The sequence below is a fragment of the Actinacidiphila sp. bgisy160 genome, assembly GCF_057707815.1.
On record NZ_JBYIQW010000012.1, the window covers coordinates 45,048 to 60,461 of the forward strand.

16 protein-coding genes and 2 pseudogenes are annotated in these 15,414 nt (G+C 72.9%); 10 read left to right on the top strand and 8 right to left on the bottom strand.

Annotated features, from left to right (window positions below):
• Positions 1–41: 41 nt before the first annotated feature.
• The 4 genes from AC3EUJ_RS12995 to AC3EUJ_RS13010 all read right to left on the bottom strand — a co-directional run bounded on the left by AC3EUJ_RS12995 (position 42) and on the right by AC3EUJ_RS13010 (position 3,297).
• Positions 42–1,232 (bottom strand): cysteine desulfurase family protein, encoded by a 1,191-nt coding sequence (locus AC3EUJ_RS12995; RefSeq protein WP_431961284.1) that lies wholly within the window; start codon positions 1,230–1,232, stop codon positions 42–44.
• Between the two features lie 68 nt (positions 1,233–1,300).
• Positions 1,301–2,041, bottom strand: coding sequence for an SDR family NAD(P)-dependent oxidoreductase (locus tag AC3EUJ_RS13000; protein ID WP_431961285.1), 741 nt, complete (start codon positions 2,039–2,041; stop codon positions 1,301–1,303).
• Between the two features lie 171 nt (positions 2,042–2,212).
• Complete coding sequence (locus tag AC3EUJ_RS13005; protein ID WP_431961286.1) at positions 2,213–2,884, bottom strand: SDR family NAD(P)-dependent oxidoreductase; 672 nt, start codon at positions 2,882–2,884, stop codon at positions 2,213–2,215.
• Positions 2,885–2,919: 35 nt separating this feature from the next.
• Positions 2,920–3,297 carry a DUF2255 family protein gene (locus AC3EUJ_RS13010; RefSeq protein ID WP_431961287.1) on the bottom strand — a complete coding sequence of 126 codons (378 nt, stop codon included), beginning with the start codon at positions 3,295–3,297 and terminating at the stop codon, positions 2,920–2,922.
• Positions 3,298–3,500: 203 nt separating this feature from the next.
• Here AC3EUJ_RS13010 and AC3EUJ_RS13015 point away from each other — a divergent pair, with 203 nt between their 5' ends.
• The 4 genes and pseudogenes from AC3EUJ_RS13015 to AC3EUJ_RS13030 form a co-directional block, all read left to right on the top strand.
• A complete protein-coding gene (locus AC3EUJ_RS13015) occupies positions 3,501–3,860 on the top strand; it encodes a DUF6204 family protein (RefSeq protein ID WP_431961288.1) in 360 nt (119 codons plus the stop codon).
• Positions 3,861–3,927: 67 nt separating this feature from the next.
• Positions 3,928–4,137, top strand: a complete 210-nt coding sequence (locus AC3EUJ_RS13020; RefSeq protein ID WP_018557908.1) for an HTH domain-containing protein — start codon at positions 3,928–3,930, stop codon at positions 4,135–4,137.
• 2 nt (positions 4,138–4,139) lie between these two features.
• Positions 4,140–4,712: a Clp protease N-terminal domain-containing protein gene (locus AC3EUJ_RS13025; protein ID WP_431961289.1), complete on the top strand. Its 573-nt coding sequence runs from the start codon at positions 4,140–4,142 to the stop codon at positions 4,710–4,712.
• Positions 4,713–4,848: 136 nt separating this feature from the next.
• Positions 4,849–5,145 (top strand): annotated as a pseudogene (locus tag AC3EUJ_RS13030) (GNAT family N-acetyltransferase); the annotation flags it as partial.
• Between the two features lie 120 nt (positions 5,146–5,265).
• On the opposite strand, the gene tnpA reads toward AC3EUJ_RS13030, so the two are convergent.
• Positions 5,266–5,682, bottom strand: a complete 417-nt coding sequence (tnpA, locus tag AC3EUJ_RS13035; RefSeq protein ID WP_431961291.1) for an IS200/IS605 family transposase — start codon at positions 5,680–5,682, stop codon at positions 5,266–5,268.
• A 25-nt stretch (positions 5,683–5,707) separates the two neighbouring features.
• Between tnpA and AC3EUJ_RS13040 the strand changes: the two genes are divergently transcribed.
• The 3 genes from AC3EUJ_RS13040 (at position 5,708) to AC3EUJ_RS13050 (ending at position 7,499) form a co-directional block, all read left to right on the top strand.
• Positions 5,708–6,916 (top strand): RNA-guided endonuclease InsQ/TnpB family protein, encoded by a 1,209-nt coding sequence (locus tag AC3EUJ_RS13040; protein WP_431961292.1) that lies wholly within the window; start codon positions 5,708–5,710, stop codon positions 6,914–6,916.
• Between the two features lie 50 nt (positions 6,917–6,966).
• Positions 6,967–7,140, top strand: coding sequence for a GNAT family N-acetyltransferase (locus tag AC3EUJ_RS13045; protein WP_431961410.1), 174 nt, complete (start codon positions 6,967–6,969; stop codon positions 7,138–7,140).
• An 86-nt stretch (positions 7,141–7,226) separates the two neighbouring features.
• The gene (locus AC3EUJ_RS13050) at positions 7,227–7,499 is read left to right on the top strand and encodes a UBP-type zinc finger domain-containing protein (RefSeq protein WP_431961293.1); all 273 of its coding nucleotides are present in this window, start codon (positions 7,227–7,229) and stop codon (positions 7,497–7,499) included.
• 80 nt (positions 7,500–7,579) lie between these two features.
• Here the strand turns inward: AC3EUJ_RS13050 and AC3EUJ_RS13055 are convergent, their stop codons facing one another.
• Positions 7,580–7,705, bottom strand: coding sequence for a hypothetical protein (locus tag AC3EUJ_RS13055; RefSeq protein WP_431961294.1), 126 nt, complete (start codon positions 7,703–7,705; stop codon positions 7,580–7,582).
• Between the two features lie 542 nt (positions 7,706–8,247).
• Here AC3EUJ_RS13055 and rph point away from each other — a divergent pair.
• Positions 8,248–10,848 carry a rifamycin-inactivating phosphotransferase gene (gene rph / locus AC3EUJ_RS13060; RefSeq protein ID WP_431961295.1) on the top strand — a complete coding sequence of 867 codons (2,601 nt, stop codon included), beginning with the start codon at positions 8,248–8,250 and terminating at the stop codon, positions 10,846–10,848.
• Between the two features lie 69 nt (positions 10,849–10,917).
• On the opposite strand, the gene AC3EUJ_RS13065 is transcribed toward rph, so the two are convergent.
• A complete protein-coding gene (locus tag AC3EUJ_RS13065; protein ID WP_431961296.1) occupies positions 10,918–12,633 on the bottom strand; it encodes an ArnT family glycosyltransferase in 1,716 nt (571 codons plus the stop codon).
• A gap of 156 nt (positions 12,634–12,789) precedes the next feature.
• Here AC3EUJ_RS13065 and hemC point away from each other — a divergent pair, with 156 nt between their 5' ends.
• The gene (gene hemC / locus AC3EUJ_RS13070) at positions 12,790–13,725 is read left to right on the top strand and encodes a hydroxymethylbilane synthase (RefSeq protein ID WP_431961297.1); all 936 of its coding nucleotides are present in this window, start codon (positions 12,790–12,792) and stop codon (positions 13,723–13,725) included.
• A gap of 96 nt (positions 13,726–13,821) precedes the next feature.
• Positions 13,822–14,495: pseudogene (locus AC3EUJ_RS13075) on the top strand (ThuA domain-containing protein).
• Positions 14,496–14,517: 22 nt separating this feature from the next.
• Here the strand turns inward: AC3EUJ_RS13075 and lexA are convergent.
• Positions 14,518–15,216, bottom strand: a complete 699-nt coding sequence (gene lexA, locus AC3EUJ_RS13080; RefSeq protein ID WP_431961298.1) for a transcriptional repressor LexA — start codon at positions 15,214–15,216, stop codon at positions 14,518–14,520.
• Positions 15,217–15,414: the final 198 nt, after the last annotated feature.

Genomic DNA, 15,414 nt, shown 5'->3' on the forward strand with positions numbered 1-15,414 from the left:
ACCGGGCGGTGGGCCGCTCGCAAGTCCTGTGGTGGGGGGTCTCAGGTGGGGGAGCCGGCGCGTGCGGGGAGGGCGGTGACGGCGGCGGTGAGCAGCCGTGCCGCCAGGTCGATGTCGCCGGTGGTGGTCCAGCGCCCTACCGTCAGCCGTACGGCGGTCAGGGCCCGGTCGTCGCTCAGGCCCATCGCCCGTAGCACGGGGGACGCGGCGCGGCTGCCGCTGTGGCAGGCCGAGCCGGTGGAGGCCGCGATCCGCGGCACCGCGGCGAGCAGCTCGTGGCCCGGGACACCATCGATGCTGACGTTCAGCGTGGTGGGCAGGCGATGGCGGACGGACCCGTTGAGGTGGACCCGGCCGGGCAACGCACGGGTCAGGCCCCGGTGCAGCCGGTCGCGGAGCGCCTCGGCGCGTCCGTCGGCGCCGTCGGCGAGTTCCGCGGCGGCCAGCTCGGCGGCGGCCCCCAGGGCGACCGCGAGGGCGACGTTCTCCGTGCCGGCCCGCAGCCCGTGCTCCTGGCCGCCCCCGTACACCAGGGGCTCCAGGCGCAGCCCCGGGCGCACGTACAGGGCGGCGACCCCCTTCGGCGCGTACATCTTGTGCCCCACCACTGTCAGCAGGTCCACCCCCAGCGAGCCCGCGTCCAGCGGGACCTTCCCGGCGGCCTGGGCGGCGTCGCAGTGGAACAGCGCGCCCCGCGAGCGGGCGAGCCGGGCGAGCTCCGCGACGGGCTGCAGCGTGCCGGTCTCGTTGTTGGCGGCCATGACGGAGACCAGCACGGTGCGCCCGGTGAGCGCAGCGGCCAGCGCGGCCGGCTCGACGCGGCCCTCCCGGTCCACCGGCAGATACGTCACCTGGGTCCCGTGCAGCCGTCGCAGCGCGCGGCAGGTCTCCAGCACCGCCGGGTGCTCGGTGACCTGGGTGATCACCTGCGGACGGTCGGCACCCGCGGCCAGCACCGCGCCTCGCAGCGCGAGGTTGTTCGCCTCCGAGCCCGACCCGGTGAACACGATTCCCTCGGCCGCCGCACCGATGAGCCTCGCGACCTGGCGGCGGGCCCGCGCGAGCGCCGCTGCCGGCCCGTCGGCCCACGCGTGCCCGCTGGAGGGATTGCCGAACCCGGTGGTGAGCCAGGGCACCAGCGCCTCCATCACCCTCGGGTCGACGGGCGTGGTGGCGTTGTGGTCCAGGTAGACGGTGTCCCCGTCGAGGCCCGGATGGGGCGGCACCTTCACGGGAGTCCCTTCGGTTCCGGAGGGCAGGGGCAGGGGCAGGGGCCGGTGCGACGGGGCGGGGCCCGCCCTCAGCCGATCGCCTGCCGACCGCCGTACGTGTCGAGGACGGCGCCGGTGACGTACCCCGCGCGGTCCGAGGCCAGGAAGACGATCGCCTCGACGATCTCGTCGACCTCGGCGACGCGGCCCAGGACGGTGTTGCGGGCGACAGCCGCGAGCACGTCCTCGCCCATCTCCACGGTTCCCGGAGTGCGGACCGGCCCGGAGGCCACGGCGTTCACGCGCACCCCGCGGGCCCCGAACTCGTCGGCCCACACGCGCGTCATGATCTCCAGCGCCGCCTTGGAGGCTCCGTAGACGGCGGCCCCCCGCGCGGGGGCGCTCGCCGCCAGCGTGCTCAGGTTGACGACCGCCCCACGGCCGCGCGCGGCCATGCCGGGCACGAGGGCCCCGACCAGCAGCATGGGCGCCCGGGTGTTGACGGCCATGTGCAGGTCGAACATCCCGGCCGTGGAGTCGGCGGCGCCCGCGAACCGGTAGACGCCCGCATTGTTGACCAGCACGTCCACCGCTCCCGCCGCCTCGGCCAGGCGCAGCACGTCACCGGCATCGGACAGGTCGGCGGCGACGAACCGGGCCCGCCCTCCCGCGGCGCCCACCTCCGCGACGACCTCCGCACCCCGTTCCGCGTCCCGCCCGTGGACGACGACCTCGGCGCCCAGCGCCGCCAGTCGCAGCGCGACCCCCCGTCCGATGCCGGCGGTGGCCCCGGTGACCAGCGCGGTGGATCCGGAGAACTCCTGGGTCACGGCTGGCTCCTCGGGGCGGCGCCGCGGCGCGATCGGCGGACACACACCGTCCGTGTCCGGGCTCGTTGTCTACCTCACGCACCGTCACCCCCGAAGTCGGCTCGCCGACGGGGCGGCCGTTCGGGTCGGTCCTCCCACCCGCCCGCGGCCGCCGCGCCGACGCCCCTGTGCTCAGCCCTCGCCCTCCAGGACGCCCGCGAAGTGCCGGAACCCCGTCCGGTCCTGATGCATCGCCCACAGGGCCGCCGCCAGCGTGGCGGGATCGTTGCTGGGATGCCCGGGCGTGATGACCCCGGGGATGATCAGCTGCGCGACGTGGATGTCCTCGGTGGCCAGCGTCTCGTGCAGCATCCGGGCGTAGGCGCTCTCGGCCGCGTACGCCACGGAGGTCCCCGCGCGGGCCGGCAGCGGCCGCACCGCGCTGCCGCCGTTGACGAAGAGGATCGTGCCGCGGCCCAGGAAGCGCATGTCGGGCAGCACCGCCAGGACGGCCGTGACCGCGCCGTACAGGGAGAACTCCAGCGGTCCCGTGAAGTCGGCGGGCGAGGTCTCCAGGAGGGGTTTCATGAAGTCCGCGTGCGGCGCGGGACTGTACTGCAGCACCTCGATCGGCCCGAGCGCGGCCGCGGCGGCGTCCAGCGCGGCTTCGAGGCCGGCCGGGTCTCGGACGTCGGCCGCGAACCCCTGTGCGGTCACGCCGTCCTTGTCCAGGGCGGCCGCCAGTGTGTCCACCCGGTCCTGGTCGCGGGCGACGAGGGCGAGGTCGAAGCCGTCGCGGCCGAACTGGCGCGCCACGGCGGCACCGAGCCCCTGCCCCGCCCCGACGATGACCATGGTCGTCATGTCTGTCCCGTGTCCGTGTTCCGCTGCGCGGGCGCTCAGCGCGGCACGAGCTTGAGCGTGGCGGCGCGCGCGGTCCCGGCCACCAGGGACTCGACGTACTCCGCGCTGCGGCGGCCGTGCTTGCCGCGATGGACGACGTCGAGCCGCTCGTTGACGTCCGGGTCGTCGACCTCGAGGAAGGTGACGTCGCGCTCGACGCCGCCGGCGCTGATCCGGCCCTCGTGCCGGGCCTGCGCGGCGCGGAACCAGGCGCCGCCGCGCTCGCGGTAGGCCCGTACGTACAGGTCGGCGCCGTCGCGGACCACCCGGATGGTGGTCGGCGGGTCCAAAGTGCCGGGGTCTTGCCGCGGCGCGATGGCGAGCTCGTCGGCGTGCTCGATGCGGTCCAGTTCGTCCTTCGTCCACGTGGTCATCGGCGCGACTCCTCGGCGGTGTCGGGAACCAGTTCCGTGCGTCCTGATGCAATGATCGACAATTTCGGCCCCGGCCTGTAGCCGCGCGGGGCCAGACGGGTCCACGGGCTCGCCGGCCACCGGCCGGGCCGCTTCTACCGCGCGGACACGCGCCCCGCGAAATGCGGTGGAGCGGGACGGAAGGCGCTGCTTAAGGTCGGCGGATGAGCACTCGCACCTTCCGCGTCACCGTCCGCGGCGTCTTCGACGGACTCACCGCCGAGCAGCGCGCCGAACTCCTCGCCCGCGCACCGGAGCACGACGTCCTGCGCGCCGCCTTCACCCCCGAGGGCCACCTCACCTACGACATCGCGGCGCGTCCCGCCTTCACCTTCCGCTTCCTGGACTCCGGCGAGGCGGAGGAGGACATCCTGGACGCCACCGAACGCGCCGAGGAGGCGGCCAGGGCGTGGCTGGACGGGCGCGACTACGGCTACAAGAACCTCAGGTCCCAGGCCGAGGATCTTTCCCTGGCGCCGCTGGGCAAGCGGCAGCGCCGCGCCGCCGCGCGAAGTCATGCCTGAGGCCGCCGCCCTCCCGTCTGTCAACTCGGGTTGACACTTCGATGCCTGTCAACGTAAATTGACAGGCATGACCGAGGCAACCGATCTCGCCGAGCGGGCGGGTGACCGCGACCCGAGGGTCGGGCTGCGGGCCGTCGCCGCGCTGCGGCGGCTGCTGGAGCAGCTGGAGACCGTACAAGTCAGGAGCGCGCGGGCGCAGGGGTGGTCGTGGCAGGAGATCGCCCACGAACTCGGCGTCAGCAGGCAGGCCGTCCACAAGAAGTACGGGAGGCATTGAGGATGTTCGAGAGGTTCACCAAGAGCGCGCGTGAGGTCGTCGAGGGCGCGGTCGGGCACGCCGGACGGACGCAGGCCCCGGCGATCACCGAGGACCACCTGTTGCTGTCGCTGCTCGACAGGGAGGGCACCCGCGCCGCCTCCGTGCTGGCCGCGCTGGGCGTCGACCGGCGCCGCGAGGCCCTGGAGGAGGCGCTGGCGCAGACCCGTCGGCGCGGCGGGGTCTCACGGGCCGACGCCGAGGCGCTGGCGGGTCTCGGCATCGACGTCGCCGAGATCGTGGCCCGCGTGGAGGATGTCCACGGCAACGGTGCCCTGGCCACCGGCCGCGGACCCCGGCGGTGGCGGCCCGCGGGACGACGGCCGTTCACCCGTGGGGCCAAGGGCGTCCTGGAGCGCTCCCTGCGGGCCGCGGTGGCGCGGGGCGACCGCCACATCGGTGACGAGCACATCCTGCTCGCCCTCACCATCGGCCCCGGAGTGGTCGCGGACGTCCTCGCCGAGCACGGGGCCTCGTGGGCCGACGTCGAGCGCGTGCTCGCCGCGGACGGCGAGGGCCGGGCCAAGGCGAGCTGAACGCCCGCGGCGACGGGCAATTCGGTTGAGCCGTCGGCGGCGGTGCCAACCTTGCCGGGGTTCCGCGACGTCGATCATGCCGATCCGAAGGAGGGGCCGCCCCATGGTGCCCGGACGACTGGTGAACCTGCGCCCGATGGAGCCCTCGGACGCCGAGGCGCTGTGGCGCTGGAACCACGACCCCGAGGTCATGCGCTGGATGGACGACGACTACGCCCAGCCCCTCGCGCAGGTGAGGAAGCGCATGGAGGAGCGGCCCCGCAACGCCTACGCAGACGTGCTCTACGGCATCGAGGCGCGGGAGGACGGCCGGCTCATCGGCCTGGTGCGGCTGCGCGACGCCGAGCCCGAGACCGGCTGCGCCGAACTCGACATCTACCTGGGCGAGAAGGAGTACTGGGGCCGCGGCTACGCCACCGACGCCCTGCGCACGATGTGCCGCTACCGGGTCTATTCGCAGTGCACCGGGCTTCAGCCCGGTGGTGAAGCGAATCTTTGGCCCGCTCTGGCCTCAGCTGTGTGCACGGATCCGCGCTGTTCGCCTCAGCCCGGGTCAGAGCGGCCGGTTCTGCTGCTCGATGTACTGCCTCACGATGCTGAGCGGCGCACCGCCGGCCGATCCGGCGAAGTACGAGCCGGACCACAGATGTTGTGCCCGCCAGTAGTGGCGGACGATATCGGGGAACTCCTGGCGGAGCCTGCGCGAGGACACGCCCTTGAGGGAGTTCACCAGTCTGGACACGGCGACCTTCGGCGGGAAGTTGACCAGGAGGTGGACGTGGTTGGCCTCGCCGTTGAACTCGGCCGGCTCGGCCTCGAAGTCCTCGCACACGGCCCGCATGATCTCCTCGCACCGCGTCAGGTGCCGGTCGTCGAAGACGGAGTGCCGGTACTTCGTCACGAAAACCACGTGGGCATGCATGCGGAAGATGCGGTGACGACCTGTACGAATGTTCTCATCGATACGCATAAACCAACTGCGTATCGTGGTCCGTGTGCAGCTTCGGTACAGCTTCCGCCTGTACCCGAGCGCGGGTCAGCGCATGGCGTTGGCGAGGGCGTTCGGGTGCGCGCGGGTGGTCTACAACGACGCGCTCCGCGCTCGGGAGACCGCCCACAGTCAGGGGCTGCCGTTCCCCAAGACCGGCGACCTGTCCAAGGCGCTGATCACCGAGGCGAAGAACACCCCGCAACGGGCCTGGCTCGGCGAGGTGTCGGCGGTCGTCCTCCAGCAGTCCCTTCGGGATCTGGACACCGCGTACAAGAACTTCTTCGACGGGCTGAAAGGCAAGCGCCCGCGCATGGGTGCGCCCCGGTACAAGTCACGCAAGGACACCCGGCAGGCCGTACGCTTCACCGCGAACGCTCGCTGGTCGATCACGACCGGCGGGAAGCTGCGCCTGCCGAAGATCGGCGACGTCAAGGTGAAGTGGTCGCGGACGCTGCCGTCGACACCAGCCACCGTGACGGTGGTCAAGGACTCGGCGGGCCGGTACTTTGCGAGCTTCGTCGTGGAGACCGGCCCCGGGAAACCATGGCCGCAGACAACGCCCGAGCTGGGCATCGACCTCGGCCTCGGGCACTTCGCGGTCCTCTCGGACGGCACGAAGGTCGACAGCCCGCGCTTCCTGCGCCGGGCAGAGAAGCGCCTGAAGAAGGCGCAGCGCGCCCTTGCGCGCAAGGAGCAGGGCAGCAAGAACAGGGACAAGGCCAGGGTCGGCGTCGCACGGGCACACGCCCGGGTCGCGGACGCGCGCCGGGAGTTCCATCACCAGCTGTCCACGAAGCTGATCCGCGAGAACCAAGCGGTCGCCGTGGAGGACCTGGCGGTGAAAGGACTCGCGCGTACACGCCTGGCCAAGTCCGTGCACGACGCCGGATGGTCGGCGTTCGTGAGCATGCTGGAGTACAAGGCCGCCCGGTACGGGCGCACCTTCGTCCGGATCGGCCGCTTCGAGCCCACATCTCAGGTGTGCTCGCAGTGCGGCGTCAAGGACGGCCCCAAGCCCCTGCGCGTCCGTGTGTGGACCTGCGGGGCATGCGGGGCCGTCCTGGACCGGGACATCAACGCGGCGGTCAACGTTGCCAAGGCGGCCGGACTGGCCGTGTCAGCCTGTGGAGCGCGGGTAAGACCGGGACTCGTCCCGGCACCGCGCGGCGAAGCAGGAACCCAATCGGCACCGCAGCCTTCAACGGCGCGGTAGGCGGGAATCGCCGTCCCTCAGGGCGGCGAGGATGTCAAGGCTTCGAGAAGATGCGCCTGCACAAGATCTCGCTCACCGTCGTGACCGAGAACGAGGCGGCCCACCACGTCTACCGGAAGGTCGGCTTCGTCGAGGAGGGGCGGCTGCGGCAGGTCTTCCGGCGCGACGGCCGGTGGTACGACATGTTCACCATGGGCCTCCTGGAGGGCGAACTCCTCGACTGAGCCGCGGGCCCGGCCGCGCCGAGCGCGGGGCTGACGTAGCCTGGGCCTCCACCGCAGTGATCCGCAGACGACGCAGGGGGCCCCGCGTGACACCAGCAGCATGTCCCGAGCTCGAACACGCCCCGGCCGACGTCACGGCCACGCCCCCGGTCGACGGCTGCGCGGACTGCCTGGCCGCCGGGCACCACGACTGGGTCCATCTGCGGCTGTGCCTGACCTGCGGCCACATCGGATGCTGCGACAGCTCGCCGGGCCGGCACGCCACCGGGCACTACGAGGCCACCGGTCACCCCGTGATCCGCTCGTACCAGCCCGGCGAGAACTGGCGCTGGTGCTTCGTCCACGAGTCCATGGGCTGAGGCCGGTCCGGCGGCCCACGCCCACCGCTGCTGCCGCTGCAGCACCGCCTCCTCCGGGTCCGGTCCGCGCATGACGTGGCTCAGTACGTCGTCGGCGACGAGCCGTTCCTGCGCGCGGTGACCTCCCCGACGTCCAGCGCCGTGGCGATCTCCCCGGCGGCGGGCAGCCGCTCCCCGGGGGCGCGCTGGCCGAGGCCGACGGCCATGGCAGGTGCACCGTGCCCCGGCCCCCTCCCGTGACGCTTGCCCGAGCGGGGCGCCGCCCAGGCACGACGCGGCCCGGACGGTGGGCTGTTCGGCACGGCGCTCGCCTTCTCGGCGGAGGAGCGGCTCGTCGCGCACTACCGCGAGACTCTTCCCCGGCGGTCCCGCGAGCCCCGCACCTCGGGCGACCGGTTCGTGGTCTTCGACATCCCCGGCACGAAGCCGACCCCGGGCCGCCCTCGCCGCCCCTGGTGCTCACGCCGGCCGGGTGACACGACAAAGGCAGGGAGATCGCTCTCCCTGCCACTACCAAGCTATAGCGCACCAGGGGGCTTGCGGCAAGGCCCGGGTCACGGCGCACAATCGTCGGCCGATGCCACAACCTGCGGAAACGAGGGTATGACGTGCGTGTGTTGTTGTCGGTGTGCGGGGGAAGCGGTGACTCCGAACCAGGCTCGACAGGAGGCCCGGCCGGGCCGGCGGCGCCGGCGATCCGATCCGCCGCCGCGGTGCGAGGGAGCACGGCTGCCCCGGAGGTGTCGCGATGACCGGGCCGTACGTGCTGGATCTCCAGGAGGTCGACGAGACGCGGGGGCCGGTCGTCGGCGGCAAGGGAGCGCACCTGGGCGCGCTGTCGCGGATCGAGGGCGTCCGCGTACCGGCCGGCTTCTGTGTGACGACGGACGCCTTCCGGCGGATCATGGCGCAAGCGCCGTCGATCGGCGACCGGCTCGATGAGTTGTCGCGCCTGGACCCGGACGACCGGGAGGCGATCCGCACGCTCAGCGCGCGGATTCGCCGGACCGTCGAGGGGATCGCCATCCCGGACGATCTCGCGGCGGCGATCACCCGCGCGCTCGGCCGGTTCGGCGAGCGGGCCGCCTACGCCGTCCGCTCCAGCGCGACGGCGGAGGACCTGCCGACGGCGTCCTTCGCCGGGCAGCAGGACACGTACCTGAACGTCGTCGGTACGGCGGCGATCCTCCGGCACGTCAGCCGGTGCTGGGCCTCGCTGTTCAGCGAGCGGGCCGTCACCTACCGGCGGCGGAACGGCATCGATCACCGTACGGTCCACATGGCCGTGGTCGTGCAGCAGATGGCCTTCCCGCACGCGGCCGGCATCCTGTTCACGGCCGACCCCGTCACGGGCAACCGGAAGACCGCCACCGTGGACGCCGGCTTCGGCCTCGGCGAGGCCCTGGTCTCCGGCCTGGTGAACCCGGACGTCTTCACGGTGCGCCACGGCGAAATCGTCACCAAGTCGATCGCGGCCAAGAAGCGGACCGTTCACGCCCTGCCGGGCGGCGGGACGCGGGAAGTGGCCATCGACGCGCAGCGGCAGCGCCAGCCGGCGCTGACCGATGCGCAGGTCGTGCGGCTCGTGGGGCTGGGACGGCGGATCGAAGCGCACTTCGGCCGCCCGCAGGACATCGAATGGTGCCTGGTCGGCGACGACTTCCGGATCCTTCAGAGCCGGCCGGTCACAACGCTGTTCCCCGTCCCCGAGAGCGGTGACCAGGAGAACCACGTCTACGTCTCCGTCGGTCACGGTCAGATGATGACCGACCCCTTGAAGCCCCTGGGCTTCTCCATGTGGCAACTGACGGCCATGGTGCCGATGCACGAGGCAGGCGGGAGGCTGTTCGTCGATGTCACCCGGCGCCTGGCCTCGCCCGCGAGCCGCGCCGCCCTCCTGGACGCCATGGGGAAGGGGGATCCGCTGATCAGGAACGCCCTGGAGACCGTCCTCGACCGCGGGGATTTCGTCCCGTCGCTCCCGGACGCGGGTCCCGGCGGGCCGCCGGCGGGCGGCCCGCCCGCTCCGCTCGCGACCGATCCGGCCATCGTCACCGAGCTGGTCGAGCGCAGCCGGGCGTCCGTCGCCGCCCTGGAGCGCGACATCCGGACGAAGACCGGACCGGCGCTGTTCGACTTCCTGCTGGAGGCCTTCGAGGAGCACAAACGGGTCCTCGGTGATCCGCTGAACATCCAGGCCATCACGGCGGGGATGCAGGCCACGTGGTGGCTCAACGACAAGCTGGAGGAGTGGCTGGGCGAGAAGAACGCTGCCGACACGCTCACGCTGTCCGCCCCCGGCAACGTCACGTCGGAGATGGGGCTGGCGCTGCTCGACGTCGCGGACGTGATCCGTCCGCGGCCGGAGGTGGTGGCGTTCCTGCAGGGCGTCGGCGAGGACGAGGGCTTCCTGGACGAACTGGCGAAGCTGCCGGGCGGGACCGAGGCGCGCGACGCCATCGAGGCCTACCTCGACCGGTACGGCATGCGCTGCGTCGGCGAGATCGACATCACGAGGCCACGCTGGCGCGAGCGCCCCACGACGCTCGTGCCCGTGATCCTCGACAACGTCAGGAACTTCGGGCCGGGCGCCGCCGAGCGGCGCTTCGAGCAGGGGCGGCAGAAGGCGCGGCAGAAGGAACGGGACGTGCTGTCACGCCTGCGGGCCCTGCCGGACGGGGACCGGAAGGCCGGCGAGGCCAAGCGGATGATCGACCGGGTCAGAGCCTTCATCGGGTACCGCGAGTACCCGAAGTACGGCATCGTCAGCCGCTACTTCGTCTACAAGCAGGCCCTGCTGGAGGAGGCCGGGCGCCTCGTGCAGGCCGGCGTGCTTCCCGACAAGGAGGACATCTTCTACCTCACGTTCCGCGAACTCCACGACGTCGTGCGCTCGCACCGGGTGGACGGCCGGCTCATCCAGGAGCGCAAGGACGCATTCCGGACGTATCACGCGCTGACACCGCCCCGGGTGCTCACATCGGATGGCGAGGCCTTGACCGGGGCGTACCGGCGCGACGGCGTACTGGCCGGCGCGCTGATCGGCGTACCGGTGTCCGCCGGGACCGTGGAGGGAAGGGCCCGCGTCGTCCTTGACATGGCGGAGGCGGATCTCGAAGCGGGCGACATTCTGGTCACGCCCTTCACCGACCCCAGCTGGTCGCCGCTGTTCGTCGGAATCGCGGGCCTGGTGACGGAGGTGGGCGGCCTGATGACCCATGGCGCGGTGATCGCGCGGGAGTACGGATTGCCGGCCGTCGTGGGCGTGGAGCGGGCCACCGGGCTGATCCGGGACGGGCAGCGGATCCGTGTGCACGGAACCGACGGGTACGTCGAGATCCTGTCGTGACCGACCACACCGGCAAGCCCTGTCCATCGCCGGGCCCGGCGCCGCCCCTCCGACGGGGCGGCGCGGGCGTCAGCCGCGACGGTAGATCGTGATGGAGTGCCCCACCTCGTCGATCGGCTCGCTGCCGGCGATGAGCTCCGCCAGCCGGCCCTCCGCCTTGGCGACCGACGAGTCCGACACCACCAGCAGCCCGTGGACCCGGTCCGCGGGGACCTTGCGCGGGTCGGCGGAGCGGATGCCGTAGTGGGCGGGCACGCCGCTGCCCTTGTAGACCAGCCAGACCCGCTCGCCGGGGTAGCGTTCGCGGAGCCGGTCGGCGAGGCGGCCCAGGTCCTGGCCCCAGTCGACGTTGGAGTCGTGCAGGCGCAGATGGGTCTTCGACGTGCCGCCGAAGGCCTCGTTGGAGTACTGCAGGTAGTACGGGAAGGTCCGCAGTGAACTGACGGCGACGAAGGCGACGAGCGCCGCCGCTCCCACGTCCGCCCACCGCCTGCGCAGAGCGGCGACGCAGGCCGCCGCGACCGCCCCGAACATCGGCAGGAAGACCACGTAGCGGACCCCGAAGTCCCGCGAGCCGGTCATGGCGGCGGCCGTCAGCACGGCCGCGGGGACGAGCAGGTACGGGGCGGCCGCGCGCAGCCGGGGGAGGGCGAGCAGGGCCGCGGTGCTGGCGAGCCACAGGGCCAGCGTGCCCAGCGGGGTCTTCACCAGCACCGCGGCGGGCAGGTAGTACCAGAGCGCCCCGTGGTAGTGCCGGCCGAAGAGAAAGCCGTCGAAGGTCGCGTTCTCGAAGCCGAACTGGACCGCCATCCCGTCGCGGTACGCCCGGGGGAGCGGCAGCGCGTCCACGACCAGCCCCCGCAGGCCGTGCAGGGCCGGCAGGGTGTCAGGCGCCGTCCAGCGCAGCCGCGGGTCGACGACGAGGTAGGCCGCCCACACCACCGCGACGGCGACGAGCCCGACCCCGCCCGCCGCGACCGCGGCACGCCGCAGCGACCGGGCGGTACCGGGCCGCTGTGCACCCCGCCCACCCCCGTGCCACACCGACAGCGCGGCCAGGAGCAGCAGGACCGGCACCGCTGGGAGCGTACTCATCCGCGTGGCGACCGCCGCGCCCAGCGCCGCACCGGCGAGCGGCAGATACCTCCGGGGACGTTTCCGGGCCCGCCACAGGGCCCACACCGAGGTCAGCAGGAAACCGGCCGCCGGGACGTCCAGGGTGGCGAGCGAGCCGTGCGCGATGACGTCCGGGGAGAACGCGTACAGGGCGAGCGCGAGCAACCCCCCGGCGGGCCCGGTGAGATCGCGCGCGAACGCGAGCACCACCAGCCCGAACAGCAGCGTCAGCGCGATCACGGGCAGCCGGGCCGCCGGCATCAGGCGCCAGGGGTCGTTGCCCGACTCGTACAGCACGCTGCGGCCGAGTTCCGTCTGGTCACCCTCGAAGTCAGGGTCGAGGCGTGGGTGGGCGAACACCAGACCACTGGCGATGACCAGCTTGCCGAGCGGCGGGTGCTCGGGGTTGAAGCGCAGGCTGTGCTCGCGCAGATAGACCGTCGCGGTGCCCACGTACACCGGCTCGTCGATGGTGGGCGTCTGCTGGACGGCCGTCGTGACCATGGCGAACGCCATCTGCGCCAGGAGCGCGAGCACGGCCAGGACGTACAGCGGACGGCGGTGCCGCAGTGGAGGCGCCGGGAAGCGGCGCACGGGCACCGCGGTGATGGCGGCGGGCGTCGCCGGTTCGGGGGACACCGCGGTGGGCGAGGGCCGTTCCTGCGTCATGGTGCGCTTACCCCGTCGCCCGTTCCTGTGGCGGCACGTCCCCGCGCCGGCGCCCGACCGGTGGGCGCCGCGGGACACGTTAGCCGCGCCGCCGCTCCCGCGCGTGGGGTTGGGGCTGTTGCACGGGACGCCGGCCGGACGCCGTACCGTGGGCGCATGGCAGTCCCCGAGCTGATCCGCATCGTCTCCCGCTCCTCCCCGATGGCACTGGCCCAGGTCGAGCGCGTCCGCGCTGAGTTGGCGGCGCTCCACCCGGGAATCCGGACGGAGGTCGTGCCCGTCACCACCTCCGGTGACCGCTGGATGGGCGACCTGGCCCGGTTGGGCGGCAAGGGCGCCTTCACCAAGGAGGTCGACGCCGCGCTGCTGGAGGGCCGGGCCGACCTGGCCGTCCACTGTGTGAAGGACGTCCCCGCCGACCGGCCGCTGCCCGCAGGGACGGTCTTCGCCGCCTTCCTCAAGCGGGACGACATCCGCGACGCCCTGGTGCACCCCGGTGGCCTCTCCCTCGACCGGCTCCCGCCCGGCACGCGCATCGGCACCTCCTCGGTGCGCCGGATCGCGCAGATCATGGCGTCGTACCCGCACCTCACCTGCGTCCCCATGCGCGGCAACGCCAACCGCCGCCTGGAGAAGCTCGCGGCGGGCGACGCGGACGCGCTGCTCCTGGCCATGTCGGGGCTCGAGCGCATCGGCAGGACCGACGTGATCAGCGAGGTGCTGCCGGTCGAGACGATGATCCCGCCGATCGGCGCGGGCGTCCTCGCCCTGCAGTGCCGGGAGGGCGACACCGAGACGATCGACGTCGTGAGCGACCTCGGCGACCCGGACGCCCACCGGGAGACCACGGCCGAGCGGATGTTCCTGCACGTCCTGCAGGGCCACTGCAACAGCCCCATCGCCGGCTACGCCCACGCCGAACGCGACGGCCGCCTCTCGCTCCGCGCCCGGGTCTTCTCCCCGGACGGCAAGACCGTCCTGGACGCCCACGAATGGGCCGGACCCCTGGACCCCGCCACCCTCGGGACGTCGGTCGCCGTGGCCCTGCTGCGGCAGGGTGCCCGTGAGCTGATCGACAGCATCGGGCACTGACCGGAGCTGTCCCCGGGCCGCCGTTGACGTCCGGGCGGCGCCGGGGAGACTGGTGGGCGCCGTCCGCCGCCGCCGTCACCGTCCTGGGAGAGCCGATTGTCCCGCCGCGACCCCCGTGTGCTCGTCTACACCCGCACCACCGCCTACCGGCACGACTCGATCCCGGACGGCGTCAGGGCCCTTACCGAGCTGGGGGCCGCGCACGGCTTCCGGGTGGACGCCACCGAACGGCCGGAGGACTTCGAGGGGGCCGGGCTGCGTCCCTACGACGCTGTGGTGTTCCTCTCCACCAGCGGGGAGGTGCTGCGGGACGCGGGCCGGGCCGCCCTCGCGGCACACCACGCGGACGGCGCCGGGTTCATGGGCGTGCACGCCGCCGCCTGCACGGAGTACGACTGGCGCTACTACGGGGAGCTGCTGGGCGCGCGCTTCGCGGGGCATCCGCCTCTGCAGGCGGGTACGGTCCTGGTCGAGGACCCCGCCCATCCGGCCACCGCGCACCTGGGCGCGGCGTGGCAGGTCACCGACGAGTGGTACGCCTTCGACCGCAGCCCCGTCCCGGGGTGCGGGTCCTGGCCTGCGCCGACGAGTCCTCGTACACGGGCGGTTCGATGGGTGCGGACCACCCGCTGGTCTGGTGCCACGAGTACGGCGGAGGGCCCGTCTTCTACACGGCGCTGGGGCACTCCGCGCAGGCCTACCACGACGCGTCGTTCCGGGCCCATCTGCTGGGCGGGATCCGGTCGGTGCTGCCCGGGACGGCGGACTGAGCGGGACGGTGGCGCCCGGTCCCTACAGGCGCCGGAGCACGGCGACCACCTTGCCGAGGATGACCGCCTCCTCGCCGGGGATCGGGTCGTAGGCGGGGTTGTGCGGCATGAGCCAGACCCGGTCGCCCTCGTGCTTGAGCCGCTTGACGGTCGCCTCGCCGTCGATCATCGCGGCCACGATGTCGCCGTGGTCGGCCGCGTCCTGGCTGCGCACCGTGACCCAGTCGCCGTCGCAGATGGCCACACCCGTCATGGAGTCGCCGACGACCTTGAGGGCGAACAGCTCGCCCGCTCCGACGATCTGCCGGGGCAGCACGAAGACCTCGTCGACCTGCTCCTCGGCGAGGATCGGCGTGCCGGCCGCGATCCGGCCGATCACGGGCACGCGCGCGGACGGGGAGGCGCTGACCGGCTCCGCGTCCGGCCCGGAGTCCTGCTGGGAGGGCCAGGAGCAGCGCACGCGGTAGGCGCGGGGCCGGTGCGGATCCTGCTCGAGCACGCCCTTGCGCTGCAGCACCGCCAGTTGGTGGGCGACCGAGGACGTGCTGGCCAGCCCGACCGCCTCGCCGATCTCGCGCATCGACGGCGGGAAGCCGCGGTTCTCCACGGAACTCAGGATCGCCTCGACGATGCGGGACTGACGGTTGGTCAGTCCGTCGGGCCCGGGGTTGTCCGAGCCCTGGGGGCGCCCACGGCGCACTGTCGTCCTGGTGGGCTCCATGCCCCGTCCCTCCCTGTGCGGATCTCGCTGCGAAACGTAACGTTACCCTGCTCCACGGCACTTTTGGAACGCGTGTGCGAACTCCCGTGAAGATCTGTGAGCGGTCCGCGCGGAACCGGCCGGGATCGCCGGAGGAATCCCGCTGTCACAAACGGAGCCGCTGCCCGGTCATTGACTGGGGGGTCGTGCGCCCTGCCG

Bases quoted from the DNA above. Each gene is read 5' to 3' on its own strand.
- tnpA (WP_431961291.1), bottom strand. From the start codon at position 5,682: ATGCGTATCGATGAGAACATTCGTACAGGTCGTCACCGCATCTTCCGC.
- AC3EUJ_RS13020 (WP_018557908.1), top strand. From the start codon at position 3,928: ATGACCGAGGCAACCGATCTCGCCGAGCGGGCGGGTGACCGCGACCCG.
- rph (WP_431961295.1), top strand. From the start codon at position 8,248: ATGACCGGGCCGTACGTGCTGGATCTCCAGGAGGTCGACGAGACGCGG.
- AC3EUJ_RS13005 (WP_431961286.1), bottom strand. From the start codon at position 2,884: ATGACGACCATGGTCATCGTCGGGGCGGGGCAGGGGCTCGGTGCCGCC.
- AC3EUJ_RS13055 (WP_431961294.1), bottom strand. From the start codon at position 7,705: ATGGCCGTCGGCCTCGGCCAGCGCGCCCCCGGGGAGCGGCTGCCCGCC.
- AC3EUJ_RS13045 (WP_431961410.1), top strand. From the start codon at position 6,967: ATGCGCCTGCACAAGATCTCGCTCACCGTCGTGACCGAGAACGAGGCG.
- hemC (WP_431961297.1), top strand. From the start codon at position 12,790: ATGGCAGTCCCCGAGCTGATCCGCATCGTCTCCCGCTCCTCCCCGATG.
- AC3EUJ_RS13065 (WP_431961296.1), bottom strand. From the start codon at position 12,633: ATGACGCAGGAACGGCCCTCGCCCACCGCGGTGTCCCCCGAACCGGCG.
- AC3EUJ_RS13025 (WP_431961289.1), top strand. From the start codon at position 4,140: ATGTTCGAGAGGTTCACCAAGAGCGCGCGTGAGGTCGTCGAGGGCGCG.
- AC3EUJ_RS13015 (WP_431961288.1), top strand. From the start codon at position 3,501: ATGAGCACTCGCACCTTCCGCGTCACCGTCCGCGGCGTCTTCGACGGA.
- AC3EUJ_RS13010 (WP_431961287.1), bottom strand. From the start codon at position 3,297: ATGACCACGTGGACGAAGGACGAACTGGACCGCATCGAGCACGCCGAC.
- lexA (WP_431961298.1), bottom strand. From the start codon at position 15,216: ATGGAGCCCACCAGGACGACAGTGCGCCGTGGGCGCCCCCAGGGCTCG.